The sequence below is a fragment of the Neptuniibacter sp. SY11_33 genome, assembly GCF_047778025.1.
GTDB lineage: Bacteria > Pseudomonadota > Gammaproteobacteria > Pseudomonadales > Balneatricaceae > Neptuniibacter.
Genome location: NZ_CP180543.1, coordinates 1,089,781 through 1,112,156 on the forward strand (window position 1 = coordinate 1,089,781; position 22,376 = coordinate 1,112,156).

The following is a 22,376-nucleotide window of genomic DNA, read 5'->3' on the forward strand; positions in this document are numbered from 1 at the left end:
CCTTAAGTTATCGTCTATCCTGAATCTAAGTGTGTTGCGTCAAGGTTGAATCAGGTCTGTTTGAGGAACGATCAGGGACAATGTACCAATTATACTGTTTTGCTAGATCACCAAACATACAGTTGATGCCGCTAGTTTAGGGTTAGTTATGCTTTTGAAGAAATGTTCAGTCTTATGTCTATTCTTACTTTTCTCGGCTAATGCCATCTCGGATAAGTTAACGATCAGTGTTCAGGATTTCCCGCCATTTACCACAGTTGAACAAGGCAGAATTTCAGGACCTTTTGTTGAAATCGTAGAGAAAATTTCAGTTCATTCAGAGATTGAAATAGAGATCCTTCTACACCCAAATCGGAGATCGAAGGCCCTCTTAAAGGAAGGCTACGTTAATGCCAACTTTCCTCTTGGTTGGAACGAGGAAAGAGACAAATGGTTACATTGGTCTTTGCCATTGATGAGTACTGAATACGGGTTCTTTACCCGCACAAATGAGGCTAAAGAATACAAATCTATCGAGTCATTTTCGGGTCTGAAGGTAGGTGTTTTTGGGCCTTCAAATACCTCTTATTCATTGGAACGTTTAAGTGAAGACTTAGAGGAAAAGGGCCTCGGACCTATCAATGTGAAAATGCTACCCAATAGTAACGGTCAGAATCTAAAGAAGCTGGTGGCTAAAAGAATTGATGCCGTTTACTTGAACAGAGATTTGGGTGAGTACCAAATTAAAGCATTAGAGATTGTTGGGGCTGAGTATTTATTGGGTGTTGAGCAGATCAATTATTACATCGGATTCTCAAAGGAGAATACGAGTAAAGACTTAGTGGATAAATTCAATGAGAGTATCCGCTACTTAAAAGATAAAGGCGAAATAAGCACGATTTTAAGTACCTATAAGATTAGGGCTGCATATGAAGAGATTGAGTGAATTCTTATCAGTGATAAGCGGACTCTGACCCTTTTAATTCTTCCCATCAATCCACTCGTTTGAAACGAGAAGCTCAGTAGAAATGACACCATCGGTAAAACTGAACTGATAATGTCACTCCCTTGCTACTCATCAGTCTGATTTAACCTATTTGGCTTATCAGATAATCCAGTACATGACGACGGGTAAGGACGCCAACCAACTTATCGCTTTCGTCTACGACTGGATAAGTTTTAGGTTTGGCATCTAGCATCTGTTGTGCCACAGAGAGTAAGTCATCATTGGTTTTAATGGTTAAAACATCGGTGCTCATGATCTCATTCACAGTAGCAACACGTTGATCAAGATAAGCTACCTGAACAGTGACTTTGAGACAGTCCTGTTCAGAGATCCAGCCCACTAAGGTCCCTGTCTCATTAATGACAGGTCCACCGAGTAAGGTTTTTTTCGTCAGGTTACGTGTCGCTTCGGCAACCGGCATATTTGGGGTGATTTTGGCAAAATCTGCCGACATACAATCTGAAACTTTTTGTAAATCCATTTCTGACTCCTGCTCAACTGTCGAACCGGCGGCGTTTACCTTTGTCTTTGCACTATGTTGGTGCTGAGTGCGGTGAGGTGCCGGAATATGTGCATTTAAAATAGCTAATTTGCCCTTTGTTGGGGCCTGTGTCTTACATAAGGGATAACAGCAATAACTAAGCCAAGGCCCAGTCATTAAGAGGGGAGTCAGACTAAGGTGTAGTTTGAATGGCTAGGAGAAAAACGGGGGCAGGATTAAGTCCGGGTAAATAATCTGCCCCCTTCAGATCCTTATGGCTCAATTATCAGTCCGCATTTCCTTGTTTTCATCGAAAGGGGAGGTGAGTTAGACCGTTAGTATTGCAAGGTAATACTTAGGGCAAAGTTATTTTCCATTAAGCATAAATCGATATTCTAAGTGCGACTTAGCTATTGAGGTATATGCCTTAGTAGTTGTCAGGAAGAGGCTTTAGAAATCGCTAAGGTGATTGTGCTGTCAAAGCTGGGTTATCAGGGAATAGATCACTAAAAAGAGGCTGAAGCTTTTAATAGGTATCAGCTAATAGGAACATGCTTATGCTTGCAGCAATATTTGTATTAATACCCTTATTAATAGTGATTTTTAGGGGCTTGTCTGATCGTGAGTTAATGATAAACGCTTTTCTTACAATCTTCATTGCACCCATCGGTGCCATTTTTGCTCTTGCGGGTGCTGCCTTTGGAGATATTGGGGCTTCAGCAGCAATTTTTACTGTGAGTATTCCATTTATTCACGCTTTATATGCCCCTAATCATGCGGACGTCGCTGAAAAAGGCAGTGAATATTAAATGGTTAAGGGGTAGGAAATGATAAGGGAATATTTTCAATTCATCGTATCTACGACAATAAGTGTTTTTATCATCATTGCTTTACTTTCAACCATTTTGGGTTTTAAGGCGGGGATGATTATTTGTGGATTTTTTATGGCAGTGGGGGTTGGTTATTCAATTGTTTGGTGCACTCTCTGCCAAATTGCACAAAGATATTTTTCTTTAAATTATTTCGTAATATTTTGTGCAGGAATAGTGACTATCTATATAGGAGATTATTTTTGGTTAGCTGATAAATACGGATGGGACCTTACTTTTGATCAGCACATTTCTGTAGGGCTAATTGCTTTTCCCTTTGGTTTTTTAAGCAGCTTAATTTTGTGGTTTGCTTTTTTACGAAATTCAAAGTCAGTTCATGAAGGATGAATTGGTCAGATAGCTAAGGGATTAGCTATCTGACTTCATTGAGGTTTGATTTACTAACTCGACAGATAAACCCCAATCAGAGATTTCTTCTCTTCTGTGATGGCTTCCTGCATCTCTTGCAACGCTTCTTCTGTAATGGGGTTTTCCACATGTTGATTGCAGAGTTCTAGTGCGGCGTTGATCTTTGCTTCCTCTCCACAGGCCATCGCATTAGCCATATAAACGCAGAGTACGGTGGGTTCTGGCGAATTAGTTAGATCGAGTTCGTGGTGTTGTTTTACCGCGGTAGATAGAAGCTCGGGTAGGTTCCAGGAGCGGATCAGTTCGGCACCGGCTTCGGTATGGTCAAAACCGATTAGATCTTGTTCCTGTTGTGGTATTTGGTTTGGCCAGATCTTCTGGATCTCTTCTAACTGATCTTTACAGGACTGGACGATAACGAGTTTACCGACATCGTGCAGAAGGCCTGCGATAAATAGGGCTTCCTGTTCTTGTCGATTCGCCCAGTGTTTGCCTAAGGTTTTTGCAGCTATCGCAACGTGTAGGCTGTAGTCCCAGAATTCGTTAATCGAGAAGCCAGTTTCTCGCACGTCTTCAAACTGTTTAACAACGCTAGAACCTAGAACTAGGTTTTTAAAGTCCTTAAGGCCAACGAGTGATATAGCGTGAGAGATGGTGGATATCTGGCTTGGGAATCCATAAAAAGAGCTGTTCACAATCGCTAGCAGTTTAGTGGAGATACCTGCGTCGAGTTTTACGATTTCGGCTAGCTCATTATTGGTTGTCGTTGGTTGATCGATCTTTACGGTGATCTTTTGATAGATCGCTGGTAGTGAGATCACAGATTTACAACGTAGAATCGCTTTATTCAGATTTTTATTCATAGTTCTTATTCGGTCGGCTTCTTTCAGAGGTTGAGCTGTTTCTGAATTAAGGCAATAAATTCATCTTTAGGAACGGGCCTAGCGTAGTAGTAACCTTGTCCGAAATCGCAGTTAAAGGCCTGAAGCATAGTTTGGTCTTTTTCCTCTTCAACCCCTTCTGCAATAGTGCTCATCTCCAAGGATTCAGCCAAAGTGCATAGGGTACGTACTATGGCTTTACTGGTTGGATTGTCGGCCATGGTGGAGACAAAGGAGCGGTCGATCTTAATACTGTCGATTGGGAAGCGGTGAAGGTAGCTGAAACTGGAATAGCCGGTACCGAAATCGTCCAATGCGATTTTACAGCCGAAGCGTTTAAAGTCTGTAAGTATCTGCGATATACGCAGTGGATCTGACATTAACAGGGTTTCGGTAATCTCAAGCTTAAAGTTAGCGAGCTCTATATCGTTATCTAGTAGGTAATCGGTTAGATCTTCAACCTGACGGTCGGTCTCAATTTGACGGCTAGAAAGGTTAACGCTGACAAAGAAGGCATCTTCTTTATCTGTAAGCTGATTGAATTCATTCACAGCTTGGTGCGCTTCGGAGAAGATCCAGTGGCCGATCGGTTCGATCAGGCCTGTTTCTTCGGCTAGGGCGATAAACTGAATAGGAGGTACTAGACCGCGATCGGGATCTTGCCAACGGATTAGCGCTTCACAACCAAGGATCGTGCCCGTTTCTAGATCAACAATCGGCTGATAGAACAGGCGAAGTTCGTTGTTATCTAAGGCTTCACGTAAGCGTTGTTCTTCAGTAACACGGCGAACGGCCATCTCGGTCTGTTCTTTGAGACGATCGTTTTCTAGTTTGGGTTTTACTTCGATGCTTTCGATTGAACCGCCTGCAGAGATCGTATCAAAGTGGCCTTTCATCTCTCGATAACGCTGCAGTACGATCTGCATCAGCAGGTTTACCGTTGGGTCTGCTGTACCAATAAGGCGATGAATGTACTCTTTTGGAATTACGATTAACTCGGCATCGCTTAATACCGTGGCCGTAGCTGTTCGAACACCGTCATCGATCAGGGCCATCTCCCCGAGAATATCGCCGTGCTGTGCTATAGCGAAGCGAACATCGCGATCCTTAACTTTGGTGGATACACCTACTTCGCCGCTATCTACGATATATGCACGGTCTCCGGCTTCTCCTTCCTGAAATATCACAGCGCCAGCAGGCAGCTGAATTCGATAGCCTTCAGTTTCCAAAACGGGGTTCCTCTTTGGTCATGCAATTTTTAAGCACTGCGTTCCTTAGCAGTTTAGCTATTTAACCACTAAACAATAGTGACAGAGCACAATTTTATGGCTTTTAACCCTATATAATTGCAATTGTTGTGCCTTTTAGAAGAGAGGGCGAAGAGCAGGTCTTGTGATTCCCACCATCCTAAAACCGCTGTAAGATCCTGATCTTCAATATTCGTTAGCCAGTTATACAGCCCATGAAAGCACCTGATCCCTCGAAAATTAAGTCCTTTGCTACTGCTGAAGAGCTTGCTGAATGGTTACGAGATAACCATGCCTCTGAAACTGAGTTGTGGGTAAATATCTATAAAAAGAAAAGTGCTATTCCCAGTGTGACTTGGGATGATGTAGTGATTGAATCGCTGTGTTGGGGGTGGATCGATGGCATTAAAAAGTCGATTGATGAACAAGCTTACCTGCAACGGATCACACCAAGGAAAGCGAAGAGTGTGTGGTCGAAACGAAACCGAGATCATGCTGAGCGTTTGATAAGTGAAGGCCGTATGAATGAGTCGGGTATGGTTCAGGTTAATGCGGCTAAAGTGGACGGCCGCTGGGATAACGCTTATAGCGCGAGTGAAATGGAAGTACCTGAGGATTTCATTAAAGCGCTGGAAAGTAACCTAGAGGCGAAAGCGTTTTATGAAACGCTGACTAAATCTAGGCGTTATGTCATAGCGCATGGTTTAGATAGCGCTAAGAAACCAGAGACTAGGCAACGTCGATTTGATAAGTATATGGATGCACTTACGCGTGGCGTATACCCATAAATTGCAGGCGTTATCTAAGTGAAGTGCTATTCCGTCTCGTGTAAGAAATATCTGTTTAATGGAGGAAAAATGTTGGGGCTTAAAAAATCAGGATTGGTATTGTCGGTGGTGTTCACGCTTGCTGGTTGTAATTATCAAAATGTAGAGCATAGTCATTCGCACGGCCATGACCATGGTCATATCCACGATTATGATGATAGTTACTCCCACAGTCATAGTCATAGCCATTCTTTACACCATGGTGTTTTAGTTCCACTTTTTTCAGCTCAGCAGAAAGTAGGTTACGCAGAACTGAAGTTACACGATGATAAGGGTGATCTTGAGTTGTGGCTTACTGTAGACAAGGCAGGTGCTAACCCGCTTGATATGGCGCTTAACTCAGAGGTCAGGGTGTCTTTCCCTAAATTAAGCACTCAGCAGGTTCAGCTTCGGGTGCGTAATACAGAAAAGAACGAAGATGAAGATGGCAAAGGGAATCTTCGTGGTAACAATACCAACTACTTTATTTTTCCAGGCGATACCGGTGTTGATGCAGCGTTCCTAACAGGCAAAGAGTTTGCTTCTGATGCAGTTATCTCTTTTGAAAAAGATGGCGTTCAATATACGACTGACGTGTTTGTATTACGTCCACATACGCATTAAGAGTTCTAGTAAGGCAAGAAGTAGGGTGCAATAATGAAGTGTATTGCACCCTTTTTTGAACTTAGGCTTCGTGTTTGGTTAATCGATTTGGAAAGCCATCTTCTGGGGTAATGTAGAACCCCTGAACTTTTACTGCTTCATCAAGTTTGACCAACTGAATGGTAATAACACTTTTAGCATTCTCGAAAGTAGCTTTATAAGTGAGGACTGCAATAGTGCCATTTGTCCCCTTGTTGTACTTTTCCATTGTGATATCTGAAATGTTACTTAATGAACCTAAAGCTGCGAAATGAGAAAGGGCATCAACTCCTTGAGGCTTTTCAAATTCTAGGATTAGATTGTTATCAAGTCGTTCATAAACATCAGAGACTTCCCAGTTTTTAGAAAAATCTTGCGTGAAATCACTTATGAATTGAGTTTGGTTAGATACAAATTGTGCTGAGCTGAAAGAAAGGAAAAAGGCTAGGGCTGCAAACAAACAGAACAGAACTCCTAAACCTACAAAAACTCGATAGACAATCTTCATATTATCACTCCATTGATTAATTCTATTCTTCAGAATTGAAAACGAAAATTATCTTATAAATTTCATGGTAGTAATGAAAGTGTACATTGGGCCTGTGTTGGTAAGTAGGGTGCAATAACGAAGTATATTGCACCCTTTTTTTGACTTAGGGTTATCGATCTTTTGGGTTACACTTCGCTAACCCAACTTACACTGTCTAGCAACTAGCAACTAGCAACTAGCAACTAGCAACTAGCCACTACTTAAGCTCTTAGCTCAGAAACCAAGGTGTTAAGCTGAAGTAACTCATTACTCACTTCTTTGTTGATATCCGAAGTTTGGTTAGCACTGTCATTGGTACTGCTAGCGTAGAGTGTAATGCTCGATAGGCTGGCATGAATCTCTTTCACCACAGCTGATTGTTCTTCTGCCGCTGCGGCAATTTGCGTATTCATTGCAGACATACCTTCTACTGCTGCAGATGCCTCTTCGAGTTCAGCTGCGGTATGATTTGCTTGTTGAATACAATGGCCAGCATTTTCTTGGCCTTTTTGCATCACAGAGATCGCACCATTGGTAGCTGATTGAAGGTTCTCTAGCAGTTCTTGAATGTCTTCAGTAGAGGATTGGGTACGTTGAGAAAGAGAGCGGACTTCATCGGCTACTACCGCAAAGCCTCGGCCTGATTCACCTGCACGTGCAGCTTCAATTGCGGCGTTAAGAGCAAGTAGATTGGTTTGTTCTGCGATGCCGCGGATATCATCCAGTACTTCACTGATTCGGTTTGTTTCAGTAGCTAACGAGGTAAGCTGAGTGGCAGCGCTCTCGACATTGATATTGAGCTGTTCGATCGCTTGCTGATTTTGTTTAGCGATGCCAGAACCGGATTGAACCTTTTCTAGTACATCACGGCCAAGTTCAGCTGCATGATCGGTCGATTGTGCAATCTCAGTGATGCTACCAGACATCTGCTCTGCAGCAGTGGCAGTTTGTTCTGTTTCGCGTTTTTGTTGTTCAACTTGATCACGGGTAGCGTCCATCAATACAATTGATTGTTCAGATCGTTGAACCAGTTGCGTCGATGTGGAACGGATAGTTGTCACCATCTTACCCAGCTTTTCCATTAAGCGGTTAAACGCAGCGGCAGCTTCCGCCGTTTCGTCTTGACCGGTTACGGGTAGACGTACAGTCAGATCGCCATCACCATCGGAGATCTCTTTCAGGCGATCACGCATATTGCTGACAGGGATAGTAATTGTGCGGGATATAAGCAAGGCTAGGGAAACACCTAAAATAAGAGAGGCCACAAAGATAATCATAATCAGCTTTTGTGCTTTAAGCTCTTCGTGCTCGGCACGTTGTGTTGCTTCAAGCGTGAAGGCTTGAATCTGATCAAGCGCATCAATCAGTTCATGATCGATTTTATCTTCGAGTTCAATAATATGGTCGGCTGAAGCAATCGCAGATGCCGCGTAACCATCTTTTACCTTTTGGAATAACGATAGAGCTAACTCGTCGTATTCGGCGTGATTTTTGTCTATGTCCAAAATGGTTGTTAGTAAGGATGCGAACTGTTCTTTGGCCTCTGTGCTATGCGCTTTGGTAATCGCATGCTCAAGCAGCTCTTCTAGTTGCTTAAACTCTTGATCCACTTTATCAGCCAAAGCGTGGAATGCTTTTGTAGTTTTAAGCATCTCTTGCGAGCGATCTTCGCCGTATTTTATTGCGGTTGCGTAAGAGAGGCTGCGCTCAAAAAGAATGGCTTGCTCTAGTTGATGCTGAGCCACTTTTGAAAGCATATTGGTTATTGGTAGGTCTTCTTCTGCTACTTCGATTAACTCGATACCGATCTTGTTCATCTGGTATGTAGCGACGCCACCAAGGGTGAGGATGAGTAATAAGTTTATCCCTGCTAACAGGGCTATCCGCGAAGAAATTTTGAGTGAGCTAAGCAACATCTAAATGCGCTCCCATTCTTAATTATGCACTTGTGAATTTTTTGTAACTTTATAATTTATATAAACCTTTTGTTTTGTATGGTTTAACTGGTATTAAATCATTATAAAACATGGGCTTATTTGCTTTTTTAGCTGTTTTGAATATAACAGAATAATTGTTGCAAAATATGTAGATTTACAAAGAAATCTATATTTTTTGTTAGTTTTGTAACAATTAATCAAGAAAGCTGTGGAGGTGCACAAATAAGGTGCGTTTTTCTTAGTTTGGAGTGGGGTTATTGATCAGGTTTGGTGCTGGAAATTGCTATTGCTCGAGAACGTTTCGGGTGTTGTTCTTCTGCTCCAGTAAGCTTGGGATTCATATCTGATGATTCTAGGTAAATGTCTGTTCCTGCTCTCAGGCTTGGTGTTCCTTTGACCACCTTATTGATGATGATAATAAATCGCAAAATATAATTTTTTTGCGAATGCGTAATTGATCTTAGTGGTTGGTGGATGGAGCAAGGTGAATATATTGAATCTTCTTGCCCTTGGATGGTTTAAGATCGTTGATCACAGCTTTCTGTTAACCAGAAAGCAAAGGATTTATGAAAGATATAAAGCTATCTCAAGATCAAAAAGATCGCATGGTGAGTAAGATAAAGCGTTATTTTACTGATGAGCTGGATCAGGATATTGGCGGTTTTGAAGCAGAGTTTTTGATTGATTTCCTTACTAAAGAGATTGGGCCTCATTTTTATAATCAGGCTTTAGCTGATTCAAACCGCGTGTTTGTGGAAAAAGCTGAAGATGCGAGTTACTTAGTTCAAGAGCTTGAGAATCCCACTATTTAATTAACATTTAGACGAGTTCCGTACATCGTGTTGTTTGGATTAGGCCTAAAATGAAAGTATGACATACGTACCCATTTTCTTTTCTCTTTTTCTATTGCTTCAGGGCTTCGCTAGGGCTGAAAGCTCGTTAGTAGAAGAGCCTAAATATCAATCTGCTGAAAGCCACGAACTAATAATTGTCAGGACTATTGGTTTTCCCCCTTATGGTATTAAAAGCGAGTCAGGCACGAGCGGTATCTACTATGAAATGGCAAATAAGTTGATAGAAGAAGCGGGATACCAGCCTGAGAATTCTATTGTCCCCTACAGCCGCATTATTAGGGAGTTAAAGTCGGGTAAGGCTGATATGACTATAATGTTCAAGTATGAAGAGTTAAAAGAGCATGTCATCTATGTAGCCCCCTTACCTGCCTTGCCAACTGTAGTGATTGGATTGAAGGGAACTGTATTTGAATCGGTAGAGAGTTTAAAAGGCAAGGAACTTGCCTATCTGCGTGGAGCTAAATTTAATGCCGAAATTGATAACGACTCTGAGATAAGAAAGTACAGTACGGTCGATTTTGCGCAGGGTGTGAAGATGCTAAAGAGGGGACGAGTTGATGGCATTATTGGCCCAATTGATCCTATTTTAAGTGCCGCTAAGCAATTGAATGAAGATAGAAGCCTGTTTGGTGAACCTTTGATTGTTAATGAAAACACCCCTTGGGTACAAATCTCGAAAAAGAGTAAAGCTAAGTTGTCTATTGATAAGCTAAATGAAGCCTTTAAAAAGCTTCAATCACAAAATGTATTAGAAGCGCTTAGAGAAAAATATTTATCAATGCAGATGAACAACTCTAACTGACATTTGGTAAGTAGGGTGCAATAACGAAGTGTATTGCACCTTATTCTTGTCGATTCTTTTACCCAACCTACACTCTATCTAGCATCTAGCCATTTCCTGCCCTATACCTATGGTTGATTGTTTTTTGGTCATAACAACGTGATATTGTGTTTATTCGATTTGCCTAAATGAGCGGTAGCTCACTTATTCAAAAAGATGGGACAACGATAAGCCGGTAGTTAATTTCTGCGAGAAGTTACGGGCGATATAACAATATGGGGAATGATCAATCATGACTAAAGAAGTTGTAGTTCTTAGTGCTGTACGTTCAGCAATCGGTGCATTCGGCGGAAGCCTAAGTACTATGGAGCCGGCTGAGCTGGCAGGTCAGGTAATGAAGGAAGCGGTTAATCGTTCAGGTGCTGATCCAGAGAAAATTAATTATGTAACTGTAGGTAACTGTATTCCTACGGAATCTCGCTATGCTTATGTTGCGCGTGTTGCTGCGATTCAGGCAGGCCTGCCGATGGAGTCGGTAGCAATGTCGGTTAACCGTCTATGTTCTTCTGGTTTGCAGGGTATTGTGACCACTGCTCAGCAGATCATGCTAGGTGACTGTGATTACGGTATCGGTGGTGGTGTTGAGGTGATGTCTCGCGGTGCTTACCTATCCACAGCGATGCGTTCTGGTGCTCGCATGGGTGAAACTACCATGCTGGATTCTATGGTGTCTGTACTGACCGATCCATTTGGTGCAGGTCACATGGGTATCACTGCTGAGAACCTAGCAGAGAAGTGGGATATCAGCCGTGAAGATCAAGATGAACTAGCTGCTGAATCTCAACGTCGTGCGGCTGTTGCGATTGAAGAAGGTCGCTTTAAGTCTCAGATCGTACCTATCGTGCAGAAAACACGTAAAGGCGAAGTTGTATTCGATACTGACGAGCACGGTAAGCCAGGCACAACTGCTGAGAAACTGGCAGGTATGCGCCCAGCATTTAAGAAAGACGGTACAGTAACGGCGGGTAACGCATCGGGTATTAACGATGGTGCAGCGTTCTTCGTATTGGCGTCTGCCGAAGCCGCTGAAGCTGCGGGCCAAAAGCCAATCGCTAAGATTAAGTCTTACGCCGTTGCGGGTGTATCCAATGAAATCATGGGTGAAGGTCCAATTCCGGCAACTAAGATCGCTTTGGAAAAAGCGGGCTTAAGCATAGATGATATGGATGTGATCGAGTCTAACGAAGCCTTCGCAGCTCAAGCGATTGCGGTAGCTAAAGGCCTTGGTTTGGATATGCAGAAAACCAACCCGAACGGTGGTGCGATTGCATTAGGTCACCCAGTAGGTTGTTCTGGTGCATTCATAGCGACTAAAGCTGTCTACGAGCTTGAACGAATTGAAGGTAAGTATGCACTGGTAACTATGTGTATCGGTGGCGGTCAGGGTATCGCGGTAATCTTTGAGCGCGTTTAATCATCCTTGATTAGATAGCCTATACCTTACATCCGGTTTAGTTATCGGATGTAAGGTTTTTTATCACTGCTTCACGCCATTCATTTCCTCCTAATATCTCTTTCGTTCTTCATTCTCTGTTCTCACTCTTTCTAATGCTTTTGTTGCGCTTTATCGACTTTAAATAGCATCCAGATCGCTATAGGGTTTGGGCATCGCTGTAATAAGTAAAGGAGAGTCGCGTGAAGTGTTTGGTAGTATTGACCCACCCGTTGAAGGATAGTTTGTGTCATCATTTTTGTGATGAAACGGTTAAGCACTTAACTGCAAAGGGTTATGAAATCACGTTACTCAATCTTTACGAATCGGATTTTGAGCCCGCGCTTCAAGAGGATGAGCGTCAGAGTTACTACGCTGATCAGTTTGATGACTCTCGATTAAAAGCGCAAATACAGCAATTGAAAGAAGCTGAATCCCTCGTACTGATCTTTCCAACTTGGTGGTTTGGTTTTCCGGCGATGTTAAAAGGCTGGTTTGATCGGGTTTGGGCACCGGGTTTCGCTTACGACCATGCCAAAGATCTTGGGGCTATTCAGCCGCGTTTAGATAATCTTAAAGAGGTGAAAGTGGTGACTACTCTGGGTTCGCCATGGTGGGTCGATCTGTTCATCTTGCGTCAACCGGTTAAGAAGGTTCTTAAAATAGCTTTGTTAGGTGCGTGTACCAAAGGCTGTAAATTCCAGATGCTGTCGTTTTATAAAAGCGAAAAAGCTTCCAAAACTCGTGTAGAAGCCTTTGTTAATAAGCTTAAAGCTAAGTTTTAGCTGATTTTCTAATATGTAAACCGTTTGGTGGTAAGTGCTATATGGAGCATATCGATACGATTCTGTGGCTAATATTCGGTTTAGCGGGGGCTGGACTCTTAATTAAGTTCGCACAAGGTAGAGAAGAGCAAGAGCAGATTAATATATTTGGTATAGCGCTAGTCGTTGCTGCGCTAATTTATATAGGTTTTGCTGTGTTCTATGGTACGAGTACGACTTGGTTATTTATCGAAGCCGTTGGCGTGTTGGTATATGGCAGTTTCTACCTATTGGCTAAACGCTTTGGGCTTCATTTTTTAGCGCTGGGTTGGTTACTGCATCCCGTTTGGGATGGTGGATTACATCTAGTTGGAGCAGGTGGACACTTTGCACCTGAGTGGTATGCCGTTATGTGTATTTCGTTTGATTTAGTTGTGGCGGCGTATCTGTTCCGAAAAAGCGCCTTGTTTAAAGGCGCTGGTCAAAATTAGGTGTAAATATTTCGAAAAAACTCTAAGCCACAGCTGTTGTATAGGTTTCGGTTATGGATTGCGCAAGTTCGACAGCTCTAAGTTGCGCCGCTTCTAATGATGCCTTATGACGCTGATCCGAGAACTCCTGATATTCACTGCTGATCTCATGGAACTTTTCAGCGCCAAGATAAGGACTGAGCTGCTCAATATGCGGTGATAAATGGTTTAGGTGGGCTCGTTCCTTACCTTTTGAAAAATCAAATTCGCCCCAGGATGTGCATAGGATTAGCTGCTTACCACTGAGGATAGGTTCAAGTGGGTAATCACCTCTAGCTAGATCGAATGAGAAAGTTTTATTTATGCGTATGATTTGATCAAACCATGCCTTTAATACCGCGGGCATGCCGTAGTTATACATAGGTGATGAGAGCACAATGATATCTGCTTGTTGTATCTCAGCTATATATTGGTCGGATTGAGCAAGGGCTTTGTTCTGCTCGTCTGTAGGTGATTCGGAGAAGCATGCTGCAATCCACTGCTCGTTGATGAATTCGGGTGGTTTCTTGGCTAAGTCCCGATAAATAACCTCACAATTAGGGATCATTTTTTTAAAGGTGGTTACTGAAATGTGGGCTATATGGCGTGAAATAGATTGATGTTTTTCGCCGTTGGGTTGCCAGCCACGTGCGCTGGCATCTATATGTAGGATGGTTGGCATCGGGAACTCCGTGAATATTTTATTTAGGCTGATTTTCTCGCTCCGGTCGCTAGATTGACAAACGAATAGTTGCTGCTTATAAGTAAGTTTTATTCATCTATGGGTTTGGGTATAGATCATGTTAGGTCAGCTGCCACCATTAAATGCGATCAAAACCTTTGCCATTGCTGCGCAATATTTGAGCTTTAAACAAGCGGCTAAGGTGCTTAATGTCACGCCCACTGCAGTGTCGCATCAGATTCGAAGTTTAGAAACACAGTTAAATGTGACGTTGTTTGAACGTAAGGTACGGAGCATTGAGCTCACGCCTGAAGGGGCGAAGTTAGCTGAGACCTCTCTCTCTGTACTCAATCAATTGCATATGTGTTTAGAGGAGATTAAAACACCGAGTAACAGGGTGACGATCTCTTGCTGTACCTCATTTGCGAGTTTATGGCTGGCGCCACGCCTGACTGAATTCAATCTAAGATATCCTGATATCGAGATCGAAATCTGTGCGAGCAATACGTTGGTGGAGCTGGAGCATGATCGTAGAATTGATATAGCGATACGCTATGGCATGGAGAGTGATGATCCGCAGGAGCGACTGTTAGCTCAAGAGCAGTTAGCCTGCTATGCCAGACAGGATTTCCTCAATCAGCTTACAGATAAGCCCAATCTATTTGTCACTGAGTGGGAAGATGATTTTCTTGCTAATATCGAATGGCGGCCCTATTTCGATGAATTAACCTATACTGCTCGTAGCTTTAATCAGGAGCAGTTTGCATTACAAGCAGCGCTAGCTGGACAGGGGTATGCACTGATCAGTGATGTGCTGGCTGAAAGTACCTGTCAGCAAGGTTGGTTGGTTGAAGATAAAGGAATGCCACGGCTTACGGGTTATAATTATTCTTATCGGCTCTCGCCTTATACTGGAGATGCCCACCAGGTGCGAATTTTCGCTAAGTGGTTGGAAGAACAGTTTTGACTAATAAAGTTAGATGTTTACTTAGATCAATAACCCGGCTTATTCAGCGGTGTTGTTAGTATTTCTTATATACAGCCAAGGCTGTTTCCTTTATGTTTGTCAGCCAAATTTAGTTCTGTGTGATATCTCTTATGAAAGATAGTGGTTTACTCGGGTTTAGGTATAAAGAAGACTGTTTGCCAGTGTTGATTATCTTGAGCCTTACTGTAGTTGATTTTGTACTTTACTTTACAGTGAGTGACCCTGTTGTACTGATGTTCTATTATCTATTGATGATCATTCCCAAAGGGGTGATCTGTGCGTGGAATCACCACCATCAGCATCTTTTCACTTTTAGAAATAACTTTCTAAATCGTCTATTAGAATTTGTTTATGCTTTGCACACTGGGGTAACGACGCATTTATGGCGTTTGCACCATGTTTTAGGCCATCACCTTAACTTTCTTGATCAAGAGAAAGATGAAAGTCGTTGGAAGCGAAAAGATGGCAAGCAGATGGGCGCTATTGAGTACACCTTAAATGTCGCTATAACGGCCTATAGTCGTGGTTACCAAGTTGGCAAAAAGCATCCTAAGCAGTTATCCACCTTTGTAACTTATACAGCGATTACCTTCGCTATTGTTGCAGCATTGGTTTGGTATAACCCAGTTGCGGGTTTGTTGTTGTTTGTATTACCGATGATTACCAGCTTATTGTTCACTTCCTATGTAACATACGAACATCATTCTGGTTTGGATACAGATAATGAGTTTGAAGCGTCATACAATAATCTGAACCCACTTTTTAACCGCCTGACAGGTAACCTTGGTTACCACACTGCGCATCATCATAAGCAGGGTGTGCATTGGTCAAGACTGCCGGAACTGCATGCGAAGATTGAGCATCAAATCCCAGACAGCCTCTATCGGAAATCGATCTTAACTCGCGTACTTTTAAGAGGCTAAGGCTAGCTCGCAGTTTTATCTCTGCAACTATCGCTTTTATTAGGCTGTAACCTCGGCTAAGGGAACCGAGGTTACCGCATTGTTAGCACTGGGTTATGAGCATGAGCCACAGCACACACCTGGCTGACCATGCTTGCCTTTCTTCTCGGTTGCTTCTTTGTTCACAGCATCAGATTTTGAATTTTTTTCTACAGCGGATACCTCTTGTGTTGCTGCTGTTTCAGCAACGCTTTTATCTTTCTTAAATAGGCTTTTTAGTAGAGATGACATAGGAATACCTTTATATAATATTAAATGTATTTTTTTTACATGTTATGATTCCATAGTATTCTAGTCAACTATCAAGATGAAGATGAATGGTGATACCTAGTCTGAATCAGATATTAAGGGGGGGATTATGGAATTTGAACAGATTGATTCGGTAGAAAAGCTTAGAGAGTTATATGGTCTGCCGATGGAGTTAGTGATTAAAAAGCAAAAGACTCATCTCGATAAATTTAGTCAACAATTCATTGAGTTATCGCCTTTTATGTTGCTAGCTACTTCGGACACTGAAGGTAATATGGATTGTTCACCGAGAGGTGACCATGCGGGTTTTATCCACATTTTGGATGACAGTACAATTATACTTCCAGATCGTCCTGGGAACAATCGATTAGACAGCTTAAGCAATATTATTGAGAACCCACATGTTGGACTTTTGGTGTTAGTGCCTGGGTTCAGTGAATGTCTTCGTGTTAATGGCACTGCCAAAATTGTTACGAATGCTTCTGTATTAGAGCGCTGTGAGCATCAAGGTAAGTTGCCGAAATCCGCCATCGTTATCTCTATCAAAGAGATCTACTTTCACTGTGCTAAAGCGATTACGCGTTCAAAATTATGGGAGGCTGAATCGAGAGCTGATCGGAATCTCATGCCAAGCTTGGGTAAGATTCTAATGGCACAGATTGATCCGTCTAAATCAGCCGAAGAGGTAAAAAAAGTAGAGGAGATCATCGAAGATAGGGTTAAAAATACCTTATATTAAACTAGATAAAACCTCCATGGATGCAGGATTTTACTTCTCCGTTCAAACCCTACTATCTCGAAGCGCGTTTAACATGACTACGCTTTGATTCAGCCTAATCGTCAGATCTGATATATTACCAGCTCGGTAAATATCTTGATGTTATGTAGGTTGATTTTTTATGAAGTTCTCTGCTTTTAAAACGTTATTTAGTTCTTTGTTAGTTGCTGTGATGTTCACAACAAGTGGGTATGTAAGTGCAGGTAACCCGCTCACTTTAAAACAGACCATGAAAGAGATGCGTCTGCAGTATAAAGAAGCGATGGTGAGTAGCTCGGCAGAGGGCTTTAACCAACGAATGAATATCTTCAAAGATCATCTAAAAAATGCGCAGGTTTATGACTTTTCACCTGAACGAAAAGTTATCTCTCTTGAAGGTCTGAAAAAAGTAGAACAACTGGTAAATGGGATTCCAGTTGCGACGGCGGATAACCTAAAGCAGGTTCAGAAGCAGCTTGAAGCAGTGGATGATCTGCGTAAGGAATATCACAAGAAGGCGAAACCAAGTAAGTGGGAGTTGTTCCTTAGCATCTTCGACTAAGGCTGATTTACTCCCCAATTTAATCTGACAGTCGCTCAATCCTATGTGCGCTGTCAGATTAAGTTATTTTTCAATCTAAGCTATCTTGAGCTTAGATAACATCGTAGAACTCAGATCCACCATCGATGCCCCAAATGTAATGTTGGCTGCTGAGCCATCAATCGCTTTTTGTGCATCGCCTATCACCGCTTCAAATTGTTGAGAGATCTCTTGGAAGTTTTTTAGCTCTTCAGAGGTACGCTCATTGATTGCTTGAATATGGCTGAATAACGTATCGATTTTAGATAGCGTTTCATCGGTTAAAGAAGACATGCCATTCTCGCTACCTTTACTCACAGTGCTTAGTGAGTTGTTCACTGTGCGCTCGATCAGTTCTAGTTGAGTTTTAAGACGGATTTCATGTTGTTTCAGGTTTTCTAGATTCTGATCGATATTCTGTGCATTTTCACGCGAATGTTGTGCAAGTGCTTTTACTTCATCAGCCACTACCGCAAAGCCTTTACCTGCTTCTCCTGCTCGGGCTGCTTCAATAGCGGCATTCAGCGCAAGCAGGTTAGTTTGCTCTGATGTGGTTGTAATTGCAGAGGCTAGCGAGGATATACCTTCAAATGATGCTAAAAATTGCGCGATCTCATGTTTTAGTGATTGTGAGGCATCAGAGAATTGATGAATTTCGTTACCGAGTAGGGAGGTTTGATCCATCAGTTTTCCGAAATTAGATTGAATTCCCCCAAGATCACTTTCACTCCCTTCTAGTGTTTGACCTATACCGTTCAACTCTTTTATAGAGGAATTAATGCTGGTGGAGAGCGTCTGTAAAAATGCGAGTCGCTCAGTGGAGGCTTTATTTACCTTGGTAGCGTTGCTTAGCACTTTTTGGGCAAAGTCGGTTAATGAGTTCAGCTCATTCCCAACTAAGCGTTGATGGTTTATTTCCTCTGGGTAAGGTTTGGGTTCTGGCCGACTACGGATGATTAACCAGCTGCTAAAGAGCGATACAGAGAAGGGAACACAGTAGGTCAGGCTAACTTTGAGCCAATTAACATTGTATCCAGCAAAAAACTGATCGCCCTGATTAATTAGGTTGAGTAGCGTGCCTACAAAAATGGCAATGATGGAAGATCTAATAAGGGTCGGTTTAACCCAATCGTCGTTGTTCAAAACTCTATCCTCGTCGTTTAAGAGATGTTCTTTCCGTAGATGAATTTGTTCCTTTTTCGTGTTTTTAATGAAGTTGGCCTTGTTAGTGCTCTTTGTGAATAAAAAAACAATCTGTTTAACTTTATGATTTGAAAGGAATTTATCTTTTGTTTTTGTGTAATGTCTAAAATTTATAAGATGTATTGTATTTACATCTTATTTATCCGTCTATAAGATGTATTAAAAATACATTTAAAAAGACGGCAAAGAGGTATTAGTTGTGAACCCAACATCAATAGCCATCGTGAAATCAACTGTTCCGCTTATTCAGGAAGTAGGTACTGATCTGACCAAACACTTTTATGGTCTGTTATTTGAAGAAAACCCAGAGCTTAAAAATGTCTTCAACATGGTGAGCCAAGCCAATGGTCGCCAACAATCAACGCTCGCTTCTTCGATTCTGTCTTATGCCGCGCATATTGATAAATTGGAAGCCATCGGGCCGGAAGTTCACCGTATTGCAGCTAAACACTTCAGTTTAGATGTGCAGCCAGAACATTATCCGATTGTAGGTCGAAACCTATTAAAGGCGATTCGTGAAGTATTAGGTGAAGATATTGCCACTGATGAAGTGATCGACGCTTGGGCTGAGGCTTATGAGTTATTAGCTAGCATCTTAATCGGAGCAGAAGCTAATCTTTATGACAACTCGCAAGAGGATCAAGGCTGGTTAGGTTTTAAAGACTTCAGTGTAGTGAAGAAGGTAAAAGAGAGTAGCGAAATCACCTCTTTCTATTTAGCGCCTTTAGACGACAAACCGTTACCTAAATATAAAGCGGGTCAGTTTATCAGTGTGAAAATAAAGGACCCCGATCTAGAATTTACCGAGATCCGTCAGTACAGCTTATCTGATGCTTACAGTGAAGATGTCTATCGCATTTCTGTAAAAGCGGAAACCAGTGGTGATGCAAATACGCCGGATGGTTTGGTGTCTAATTATCTACATAGCAAGGTTGAAGAGGGGGATATTGTTCCCGTTCACATGCCTGGTGGCGAATTCTTCGTAAAAGATAATGACAGACCTGTTGTACTGATTAGTGGCGGTGTAGGTATAACGCCTGTATTGGGCATGCTTAATGAGCTTATTTTAAAACGAGATTCTCGAAAAATCAGCTGGTTGCACGGTACCCGTTCCAAAGATGCACATGCATTTGGTGGGCACATCAATATGCTGAAAAATGATCTATCTAATCTATCTACAGCTACTTTTTATGAAGATATCTACGGTGCCGAGAAGGGTAAAGATTATGACCACCATGGTTATATTACCGTTGATAAGATCAAGCAATATTGCTCATTAGATGCTGATTTCTTCTTCTGTGGACCGCTGCCATTTATGCATGCCATCCATCAACAGCTAACGGGCTTAAATGTTCCTGAAGAGCAGCTTCATTACGAGGTGTTTGGGCCCAGCTCAACTCTTTAATCGATAGAAGTTCTGCTCGCCAGGGTTTTGCTGCCAGTCGGTCGTGTTGATGATGTCACATCTCTTCTTTGCGTCAGTGCGATCGGTTAAAACTGAAACTCGCTCTATCTCCCTCAAGTAGAGCGGGTTAACTGGCGGGTATTTTTATTCATCCCCACCTCAGGCTAAGGTTCTGCTTAGCGTGTTTCGGGAGATCGCTGTGATCTCCCTTTTTTATATCTCTCATCCACCAAAGCTGTATAAACCTGCCTCAAGTAATCCTAGGGTGATCGAATTTTCGGCTCATTACGTAGATTTACCAAAGCATTGAGCTAATTCCTGATCAGCTTTGTCCGTAATTTGGGATCTATTTTATATGTCTATAAGTTTCATGCTGACAAACACACATCGATGGTTTGGCTACGCTGGATTAACCCCTTTTATCGGATTAGCTATTCTATCCAAGGTAAAGGGGGCTCCATTTGATGATTGGTTATTAAGCTACGCCGCACTGATCTATTCATTTCTTGGAGGCGTTATCTGGTTTGCCTCTTTGGCTACTGGAGCTGCCAAACATCAAGCATGGGTATCTATCATTGTTATGCTGTGGGCATGGTGTTGGTTAATTTACCCGTTTTCTCATCTTCTTGTTCTGGCAGGAATCTCTTTCTTTGTTCTTTGGCTTTATGAGATGCATCGTTTGAAAAATATTTATCCTGAAGCTTTTTGGAAGCTTAGATCTCATCTCTCTGTTGTTGCAGGCTCTACGTTAATCATTAGTGGTCTTGTTTCATAGGTTAATTTTTCGTGCTTCTCTGAAGAGGGCTGCTTAGTCGTAATTTTGTAGTTTCTTCATAGCATTTTTTTGCATCTGTCTAACTCTCTCTACGCTGACATTAAGCTGATAGGATATCTCTTCTAATGTGTGTTCTCGTCTGCTGTCGATGCCAAAACGGAGTTTAAGTACAAGATATTCTCTATCGGTTAGTTTTTTACAGATACGATCTAGGAGTTTCCGTTTCAGTTGTTGCTCAGATAGAACATCAGCCTCTTTTGTCTTATCTGCAATGATCTCCTCCAGAAGGGTGCTGTCATCTTCGACGCCAATACCATGGTTGAGGGAAAGGGGTTCAGAAGGGAAGGTATTTATCTTCTCTAAGGTTGCTAGAGGGATGCCGCTTAAAGACGCGAGTTCTTTTGTGGTGGGTTGCCTTTCATGTTTACTGACAAATTTAGCCCTAGCCCTTTTAATAAGGCTGAGTTTCTCTTGCAGGTAACTGGGTCGTGAAATGGTGTGATAACGCTTTTGCAGCGCAGTTTTTAGCACATTCTGAATGCACCAGAATGCGTAGGTTGAGAACCGAAAACCTTTATTAAAATTAAATCGATCAGCGGCTTTCAGTAGGCCTACATTACCTTCCTGAATCAAGTCATCATAACTGACACCGCTGCTGTTAAATCGGCCAGCAACGGTATAAACAAGCCGTAGGTTCTTTTCTATAAGCTCACTTCTTAGCTTTAAGTAATTTTGAATAAACCCCTTCAACTGCTCCCGTTGATCTTGTAACTGTTCGGCTATTTCTATGATTTGCTGCCGACCAAGCGATAGGCTTTGTAAAAGGGCGATTAAGTTGTTTTGGATATGTGATCTCTGTTTGGATTCTTCATCTAAAAAAAGTATCACTTCAAGCGTATCGATTAATGTCGAAGCTAGATTGGCGATGTAGTTGGGTTCGGGGTCATATTTCCAGCGTTTAGTGGCTGTACCATCAGCGCTTTGGTAGATCTGCAGGTAGTTTTCTACAACCTGTGAAAGTTGTTCGAGGCCTTGTGGGGTACTGCATATTTCGGAAATGATTTTAGCCATCTCTGTATTGATCTTTTTACCTAGTGCCCTTTCACCCTCAACCGATAGCAGATCAAACTGTGCAAGCTGTTGGCTGTATATATCCAATGCAGTTGCTTCAGATATATTGTTAATACTTGGCTGTAGCTTAAATTTAGTAAAATCATTCATAGGCCACCTCGTTATATTGTCTTGCTTACGCTTGGGCAGGAGAGGTAGATCTCTTTTGAATTGATCTATCTTGTTGATAAAGTGGTAAAAGATATAAGTTTTTTTAAAAGTGAGGCGTTTAGGTGAAGAGTGTTGTGGCTGAATGCCCCTTATGCAAACGAACCATGTCGTTAACTTTCCATCATCTGATTCCTAAGAAAATGCATAGACGATCTTACTTCTCTAAGCGTTACGGTCGTGAGGAATTAAATCGAGGCATCAATATTTGTCGCTTTTGTCATGATGCGGTTCATAGAGCATTTGATGAGATGACCTTGGCGAAGGAATTTAATTCTCTCGAACATTTGCTGAGTTCGCCAAAAATACAACGCCATATAGAATGGGCCTCAAAACAGAGGGTAGGCTAGG

26 protein-coding genes are annotated in these 22,376 nt (G+C 42.1%); 17 read left to right on the forward strand and 9 right to left on the reverse strand.

Translation table 11 applies throughout. The features are described 5' to 3' along the window. Positions 1 to 148: 148 nt before the first annotated feature. On the forward strand, positions 149 to 925 hold the full coding sequence (locus ACMXYV_RS04905; RefSeq protein ID WP_415890652.1) for a substrate-binding periplasmic protein: 777 nt from the start codon (positions 149 to 151) through the stop codon (positions 923 to 925). Between the two features lie 142 nt (positions 926 to 1,067). Here the strand turns inward: ACMXYV_RS04905 and ACMXYV_RS04910 are convergent, their stop codons facing one another. Then, positions 1,068 to 1,466: a CBS domain-containing protein gene (locus ACMXYV_RS04910; protein ID WP_415890653.1), complete on the reverse strand. Its 399-nt coding sequence runs from the start codon at positions 1,464 to 1,466 to the stop codon at positions 1,068 to 1,070. A gap of 557 nt (positions 1,467 to 2,023) precedes the next feature. Here ACMXYV_RS04910 and ACMXYV_RS04915 point away from each other — a divergent pair. Further along, positions 2,024 to 2,275 (forward strand): hypothetical protein, encoded by a 252-nt coding sequence (locus tag ACMXYV_RS04915; RefSeq protein WP_415890654.1) that lies wholly within the window; start codon positions 2,024 to 2,026, stop codon positions 2,273 to 2,275. Between the two features lie 18 nt (positions 2,276 to 2,293). Continuing rightward, positions 2,294 to 2,683 carry a hypothetical protein gene (locus ACMXYV_RS04920; RefSeq protein WP_415890655.1) on the forward strand — a complete coding sequence of 130 codons (390 nt, stop codon included), beginning with the start codon at positions 2,294 to 2,296 and terminating at the stop codon, positions 2,681 to 2,683. 53 nt (positions 2,684 to 2,736) lie between these two features. Here ACMXYV_RS04920 and ACMXYV_RS04925 read toward each other — a convergent pair whose 3' ends face one another. Both ACMXYV_RS04925 and ACMXYV_RS04930 read right to left on the reverse strand, forming a co-directional pair. Beyond that, positions 2,737 to 3,567: an HDOD domain-containing protein gene (locus ACMXYV_RS04925; protein WP_415890656.1), complete on the reverse strand. Its 831-nt coding sequence runs from the start codon at positions 3,565 to 3,567 to the stop codon at positions 2,737 to 2,739. A gap of 23 nt (positions 3,568 to 3,590) precedes the next feature. Further along, positions 3,591 to 4,814: an EAL domain-containing protein gene (locus tag ACMXYV_RS04930; RefSeq protein WP_415890657.1), complete on the reverse strand. Its 1,224-nt coding sequence runs from the start codon at positions 4,812 to 4,814 to the stop codon at positions 3,591 to 3,593. 233 nt (positions 4,815 to 5,047) lie between these two features. Here ACMXYV_RS04930 and ACMXYV_RS04935 point away from each other — a divergent pair, with 233 nt between their 5' ends. Both ACMXYV_RS04935 and ACMXYV_RS04940 read left to right on the forward strand, forming a co-directional pair. After that, a complete protein-coding gene (locus ACMXYV_RS04935; protein ID WP_415890658.1) occupies positions 5,048 to 5,620 on the forward strand; it encodes a YdeI/OmpD-associated family protein in 573 nt (190 codons plus the stop codon). A gap of 69 nt (positions 5,621 to 5,689) precedes the next feature. Then, on the forward strand, positions 5,690 to 6,262 hold the full coding sequence (locus tag ACMXYV_RS04940; protein ID WP_415890659.1) for a hypothetical protein: 573 nt from the start codon (positions 5,690 to 5,692) through the stop codon (positions 6,260 to 6,262). A 61-nt stretch (positions 6,263 to 6,323) separates the two neighbouring features. On the opposite strand, the gene ACMXYV_RS04945 is transcribed toward ACMXYV_RS04940, so the two are convergent. Together ACMXYV_RS04945 and ACMXYV_RS04950 are read right to left on the reverse strand one after the other, a co-directional pair. After that, positions 6,324 to 6,788 carry a hypothetical protein gene (locus ACMXYV_RS04945; RefSeq protein ID WP_415890660.1) on the reverse strand — a complete coding sequence of 155 codons (465 nt, stop codon included), beginning with the start codon at positions 6,786 to 6,788 and terminating at the stop codon, positions 6,324 to 6,326. Positions 6,789 to 7,030: 242 nt separating this feature from the next. Beyond that, the gene (locus ACMXYV_RS04950; protein ID WP_415890661.1) at positions 7,031 to 8,725 is read right to left on the reverse strand and encodes a methyl-accepting chemotaxis protein; all 1,695 of its coding nucleotides are present in this window, start codon (positions 8,723 to 8,725) and stop codon (positions 7,031 to 7,033) included. Between the two features lie 587 nt (positions 8,726 to 9,312). Between ACMXYV_RS04950 and ACMXYV_RS04955 the strand changes: the two genes are divergently transcribed. The 5 genes from ACMXYV_RS04955 to ACMXYV_RS04975 all read left to right on the forward strand — a co-directional run bounded on the left by ACMXYV_RS04955 (position 9,313) and on the right by ACMXYV_RS04975 (position 13,128). After that, positions 9,313 to 9,558, forward strand: a complete 246-nt coding sequence (locus tag ACMXYV_RS04955) for a DUF2164 domain-containing protein (protein ID WP_415890662.1) — start codon at positions 9,313 to 9,315, stop codon at positions 9,556 to 9,558. Between the two features lie 58 nt (positions 9,559 to 9,616). Further along, complete coding sequence (locus tag ACMXYV_RS04960) at positions 9,617 to 10,402, forward strand: substrate-binding periplasmic protein (RefSeq protein ID WP_415890663.1); 786 nt, start codon at positions 9,617 to 9,619, stop codon at positions 10,400 to 10,402. 271 nt (positions 10,403 to 10,673) lie between these two features. Next, positions 10,674 to 11,855, forward strand: a complete 1,182-nt coding sequence (locus ACMXYV_RS04965; RefSeq protein ID WP_415890664.1) for an acetyl-CoA C-acyltransferase family protein — start codon at positions 10,674 to 10,676, stop codon at positions 11,853 to 11,855. A gap of 221 nt (positions 11,856 to 12,076) precedes the next feature. After that, positions 12,077 to 12,658, forward strand: coding sequence for an NAD(P)H-dependent oxidoreductase (locus ACMXYV_RS04970; RefSeq protein ID WP_415890665.1), 582 nt, complete (start codon positions 12,077 to 12,079; stop codon positions 12,656 to 12,658). Positions 12,659 to 12,699: 41 nt separating this feature from the next. Continuing rightward, complete coding sequence (locus ACMXYV_RS04975) at positions 12,700 to 13,128, forward strand: DUF6010 family protein (protein ID WP_415890666.1); 429 nt, start codon at positions 12,700 to 12,702, stop codon at positions 13,126 to 13,128. A gap of 22 nt (positions 13,129 to 13,150) precedes the next feature. Here the strand turns inward: ACMXYV_RS04975 and ACMXYV_RS04980 are convergent, their stop codons facing one another. Beyond that, positions 13,151 to 13,828, reverse strand: a complete 678-nt coding sequence (locus tag ACMXYV_RS04980) for an FMN-dependent NADH-azoreductase (protein ID WP_415890667.1) — start codon at positions 13,826 to 13,828, stop codon at positions 13,151 to 13,153. 118 nt (positions 13,829 to 13,946) lie between these two features. Here ACMXYV_RS04980 and ACMXYV_RS04985 point away from each other — a divergent pair, with 118 nt between their 5' ends. Next, the gene (locus ACMXYV_RS04985) at positions 13,947 to 14,795 is read left to right on the forward strand and encodes a LysR family transcriptional regulator (protein WP_415890668.1); all 849 of its coding nucleotides are present in this window, start codon (positions 13,947 to 13,949) and stop codon (positions 14,793 to 14,795) included. Positions 14,796 to 14,926: 131 nt separating this feature from the next. Then, entirely contained in the window at positions 14,927 to 15,739 is an 813-nt protein-coding gene (locus ACMXYV_RS04990) for a fatty acid desaturase (RefSeq protein ID WP_415890669.1), read from the forward strand. A gap of 93 nt (positions 15,740 to 15,832) precedes the next feature. Here ACMXYV_RS04990 and ACMXYV_RS04995 read toward each other — a convergent pair whose 3' ends face one another. Next, positions 15,833 to 16,009, reverse strand: a complete 177-nt coding sequence (locus tag ACMXYV_RS04995; RefSeq protein ID WP_415890670.1) for a CCGSCS motif protein — start codon at positions 16,007 to 16,009, stop codon at positions 15,833 to 15,835. Between the two features lie 127 nt (positions 16,010 to 16,136). On the opposite strand from ACMXYV_RS04995, the gene ACMXYV_RS05000 reads away from it, so the two are divergent. Beyond that, the gene (locus tag ACMXYV_RS05000) at positions 16,137 to 16,766 is read left to right on the forward strand and encodes a pyridoxamine 5'-phosphate oxidase family protein (RefSeq protein WP_415890671.1); all 630 of its coding nucleotides are present in this window, start codon (positions 16,137 to 16,139) and stop codon (positions 16,764 to 16,766) included. Between the two features lie 160 nt (positions 16,767 to 16,926). After that, positions 16,927 to 17,346 (forward strand): cytochrome b562, encoded by a 420-nt coding sequence (locus tag ACMXYV_RS05005; protein ID WP_415890672.1) that lies wholly within the window; start codon positions 16,927 to 16,929, stop codon positions 17,344 to 17,346. A gap of 75 nt (positions 17,347 to 17,421) precedes the next feature. On the opposite strand, the gene nrtS is transcribed toward ACMXYV_RS05005, so the two are convergent. Then, complete coding sequence (gene nrtS, locus ACMXYV_RS05010) at positions 17,422 to 18,507, reverse strand: nitrate/nitrite transporter NrtS (protein ID WP_415890673.1); 1,086 nt, start codon at positions 18,505 to 18,507, stop codon at positions 17,422 to 17,424. A gap of 259 nt (positions 18,508 to 18,766) precedes the next feature. Between nrtS and hmpA the strand changes: the two genes are divergently transcribed. Both hmpA and ACMXYV_RS05020 read left to right on the forward strand, forming a co-directional pair. Continuing rightward, positions 18,767 to 19,972, forward strand: a complete 1,206-nt coding sequence (hmpA, locus tag ACMXYV_RS05015; RefSeq protein ID WP_415890674.1) for an NO-inducible flavohemoprotein — start codon at positions 18,767 to 18,769, stop codon at positions 19,970 to 19,972. Between the two features lie 355 nt (positions 19,973 to 20,327). Further along, positions 20,328 to 20,747: a DUF3429 domain-containing protein gene (locus ACMXYV_RS05020; RefSeq protein ID WP_415890675.1), complete on the forward strand. Its 420-nt coding sequence runs from the start codon at positions 20,328 to 20,330 to the stop codon at positions 20,745 to 20,747. 33 nt (positions 20,748 to 20,780) lie between these two features. Here the strand turns inward: ACMXYV_RS05020 and ACMXYV_RS05025 are convergent, their stop codons facing one another. Beyond that, positions 20,781 to 21,968 (reverse strand): RNA polymerase sigma factor RpoD/SigA, encoded by a 1,188-nt coding sequence (locus tag ACMXYV_RS05025; RefSeq protein WP_415890676.1) that lies wholly within the window; start codon positions 21,966 to 21,968, stop codon positions 20,781 to 20,783. A gap of 164 nt (positions 21,969 to 22,132) precedes the next feature. Between ACMXYV_RS05025 and ACMXYV_RS05030 the strand changes: the two genes are divergently transcribed. After that, complete coding sequence (locus ACMXYV_RS05030; protein ID WP_415890677.1) at positions 22,133 to 22,375, forward strand: hypothetical protein; 243 nt, start codon at positions 22,133 to 22,135, stop codon at positions 22,373 to 22,375. Position 22,376: the final 1 nt, after the last annotated feature.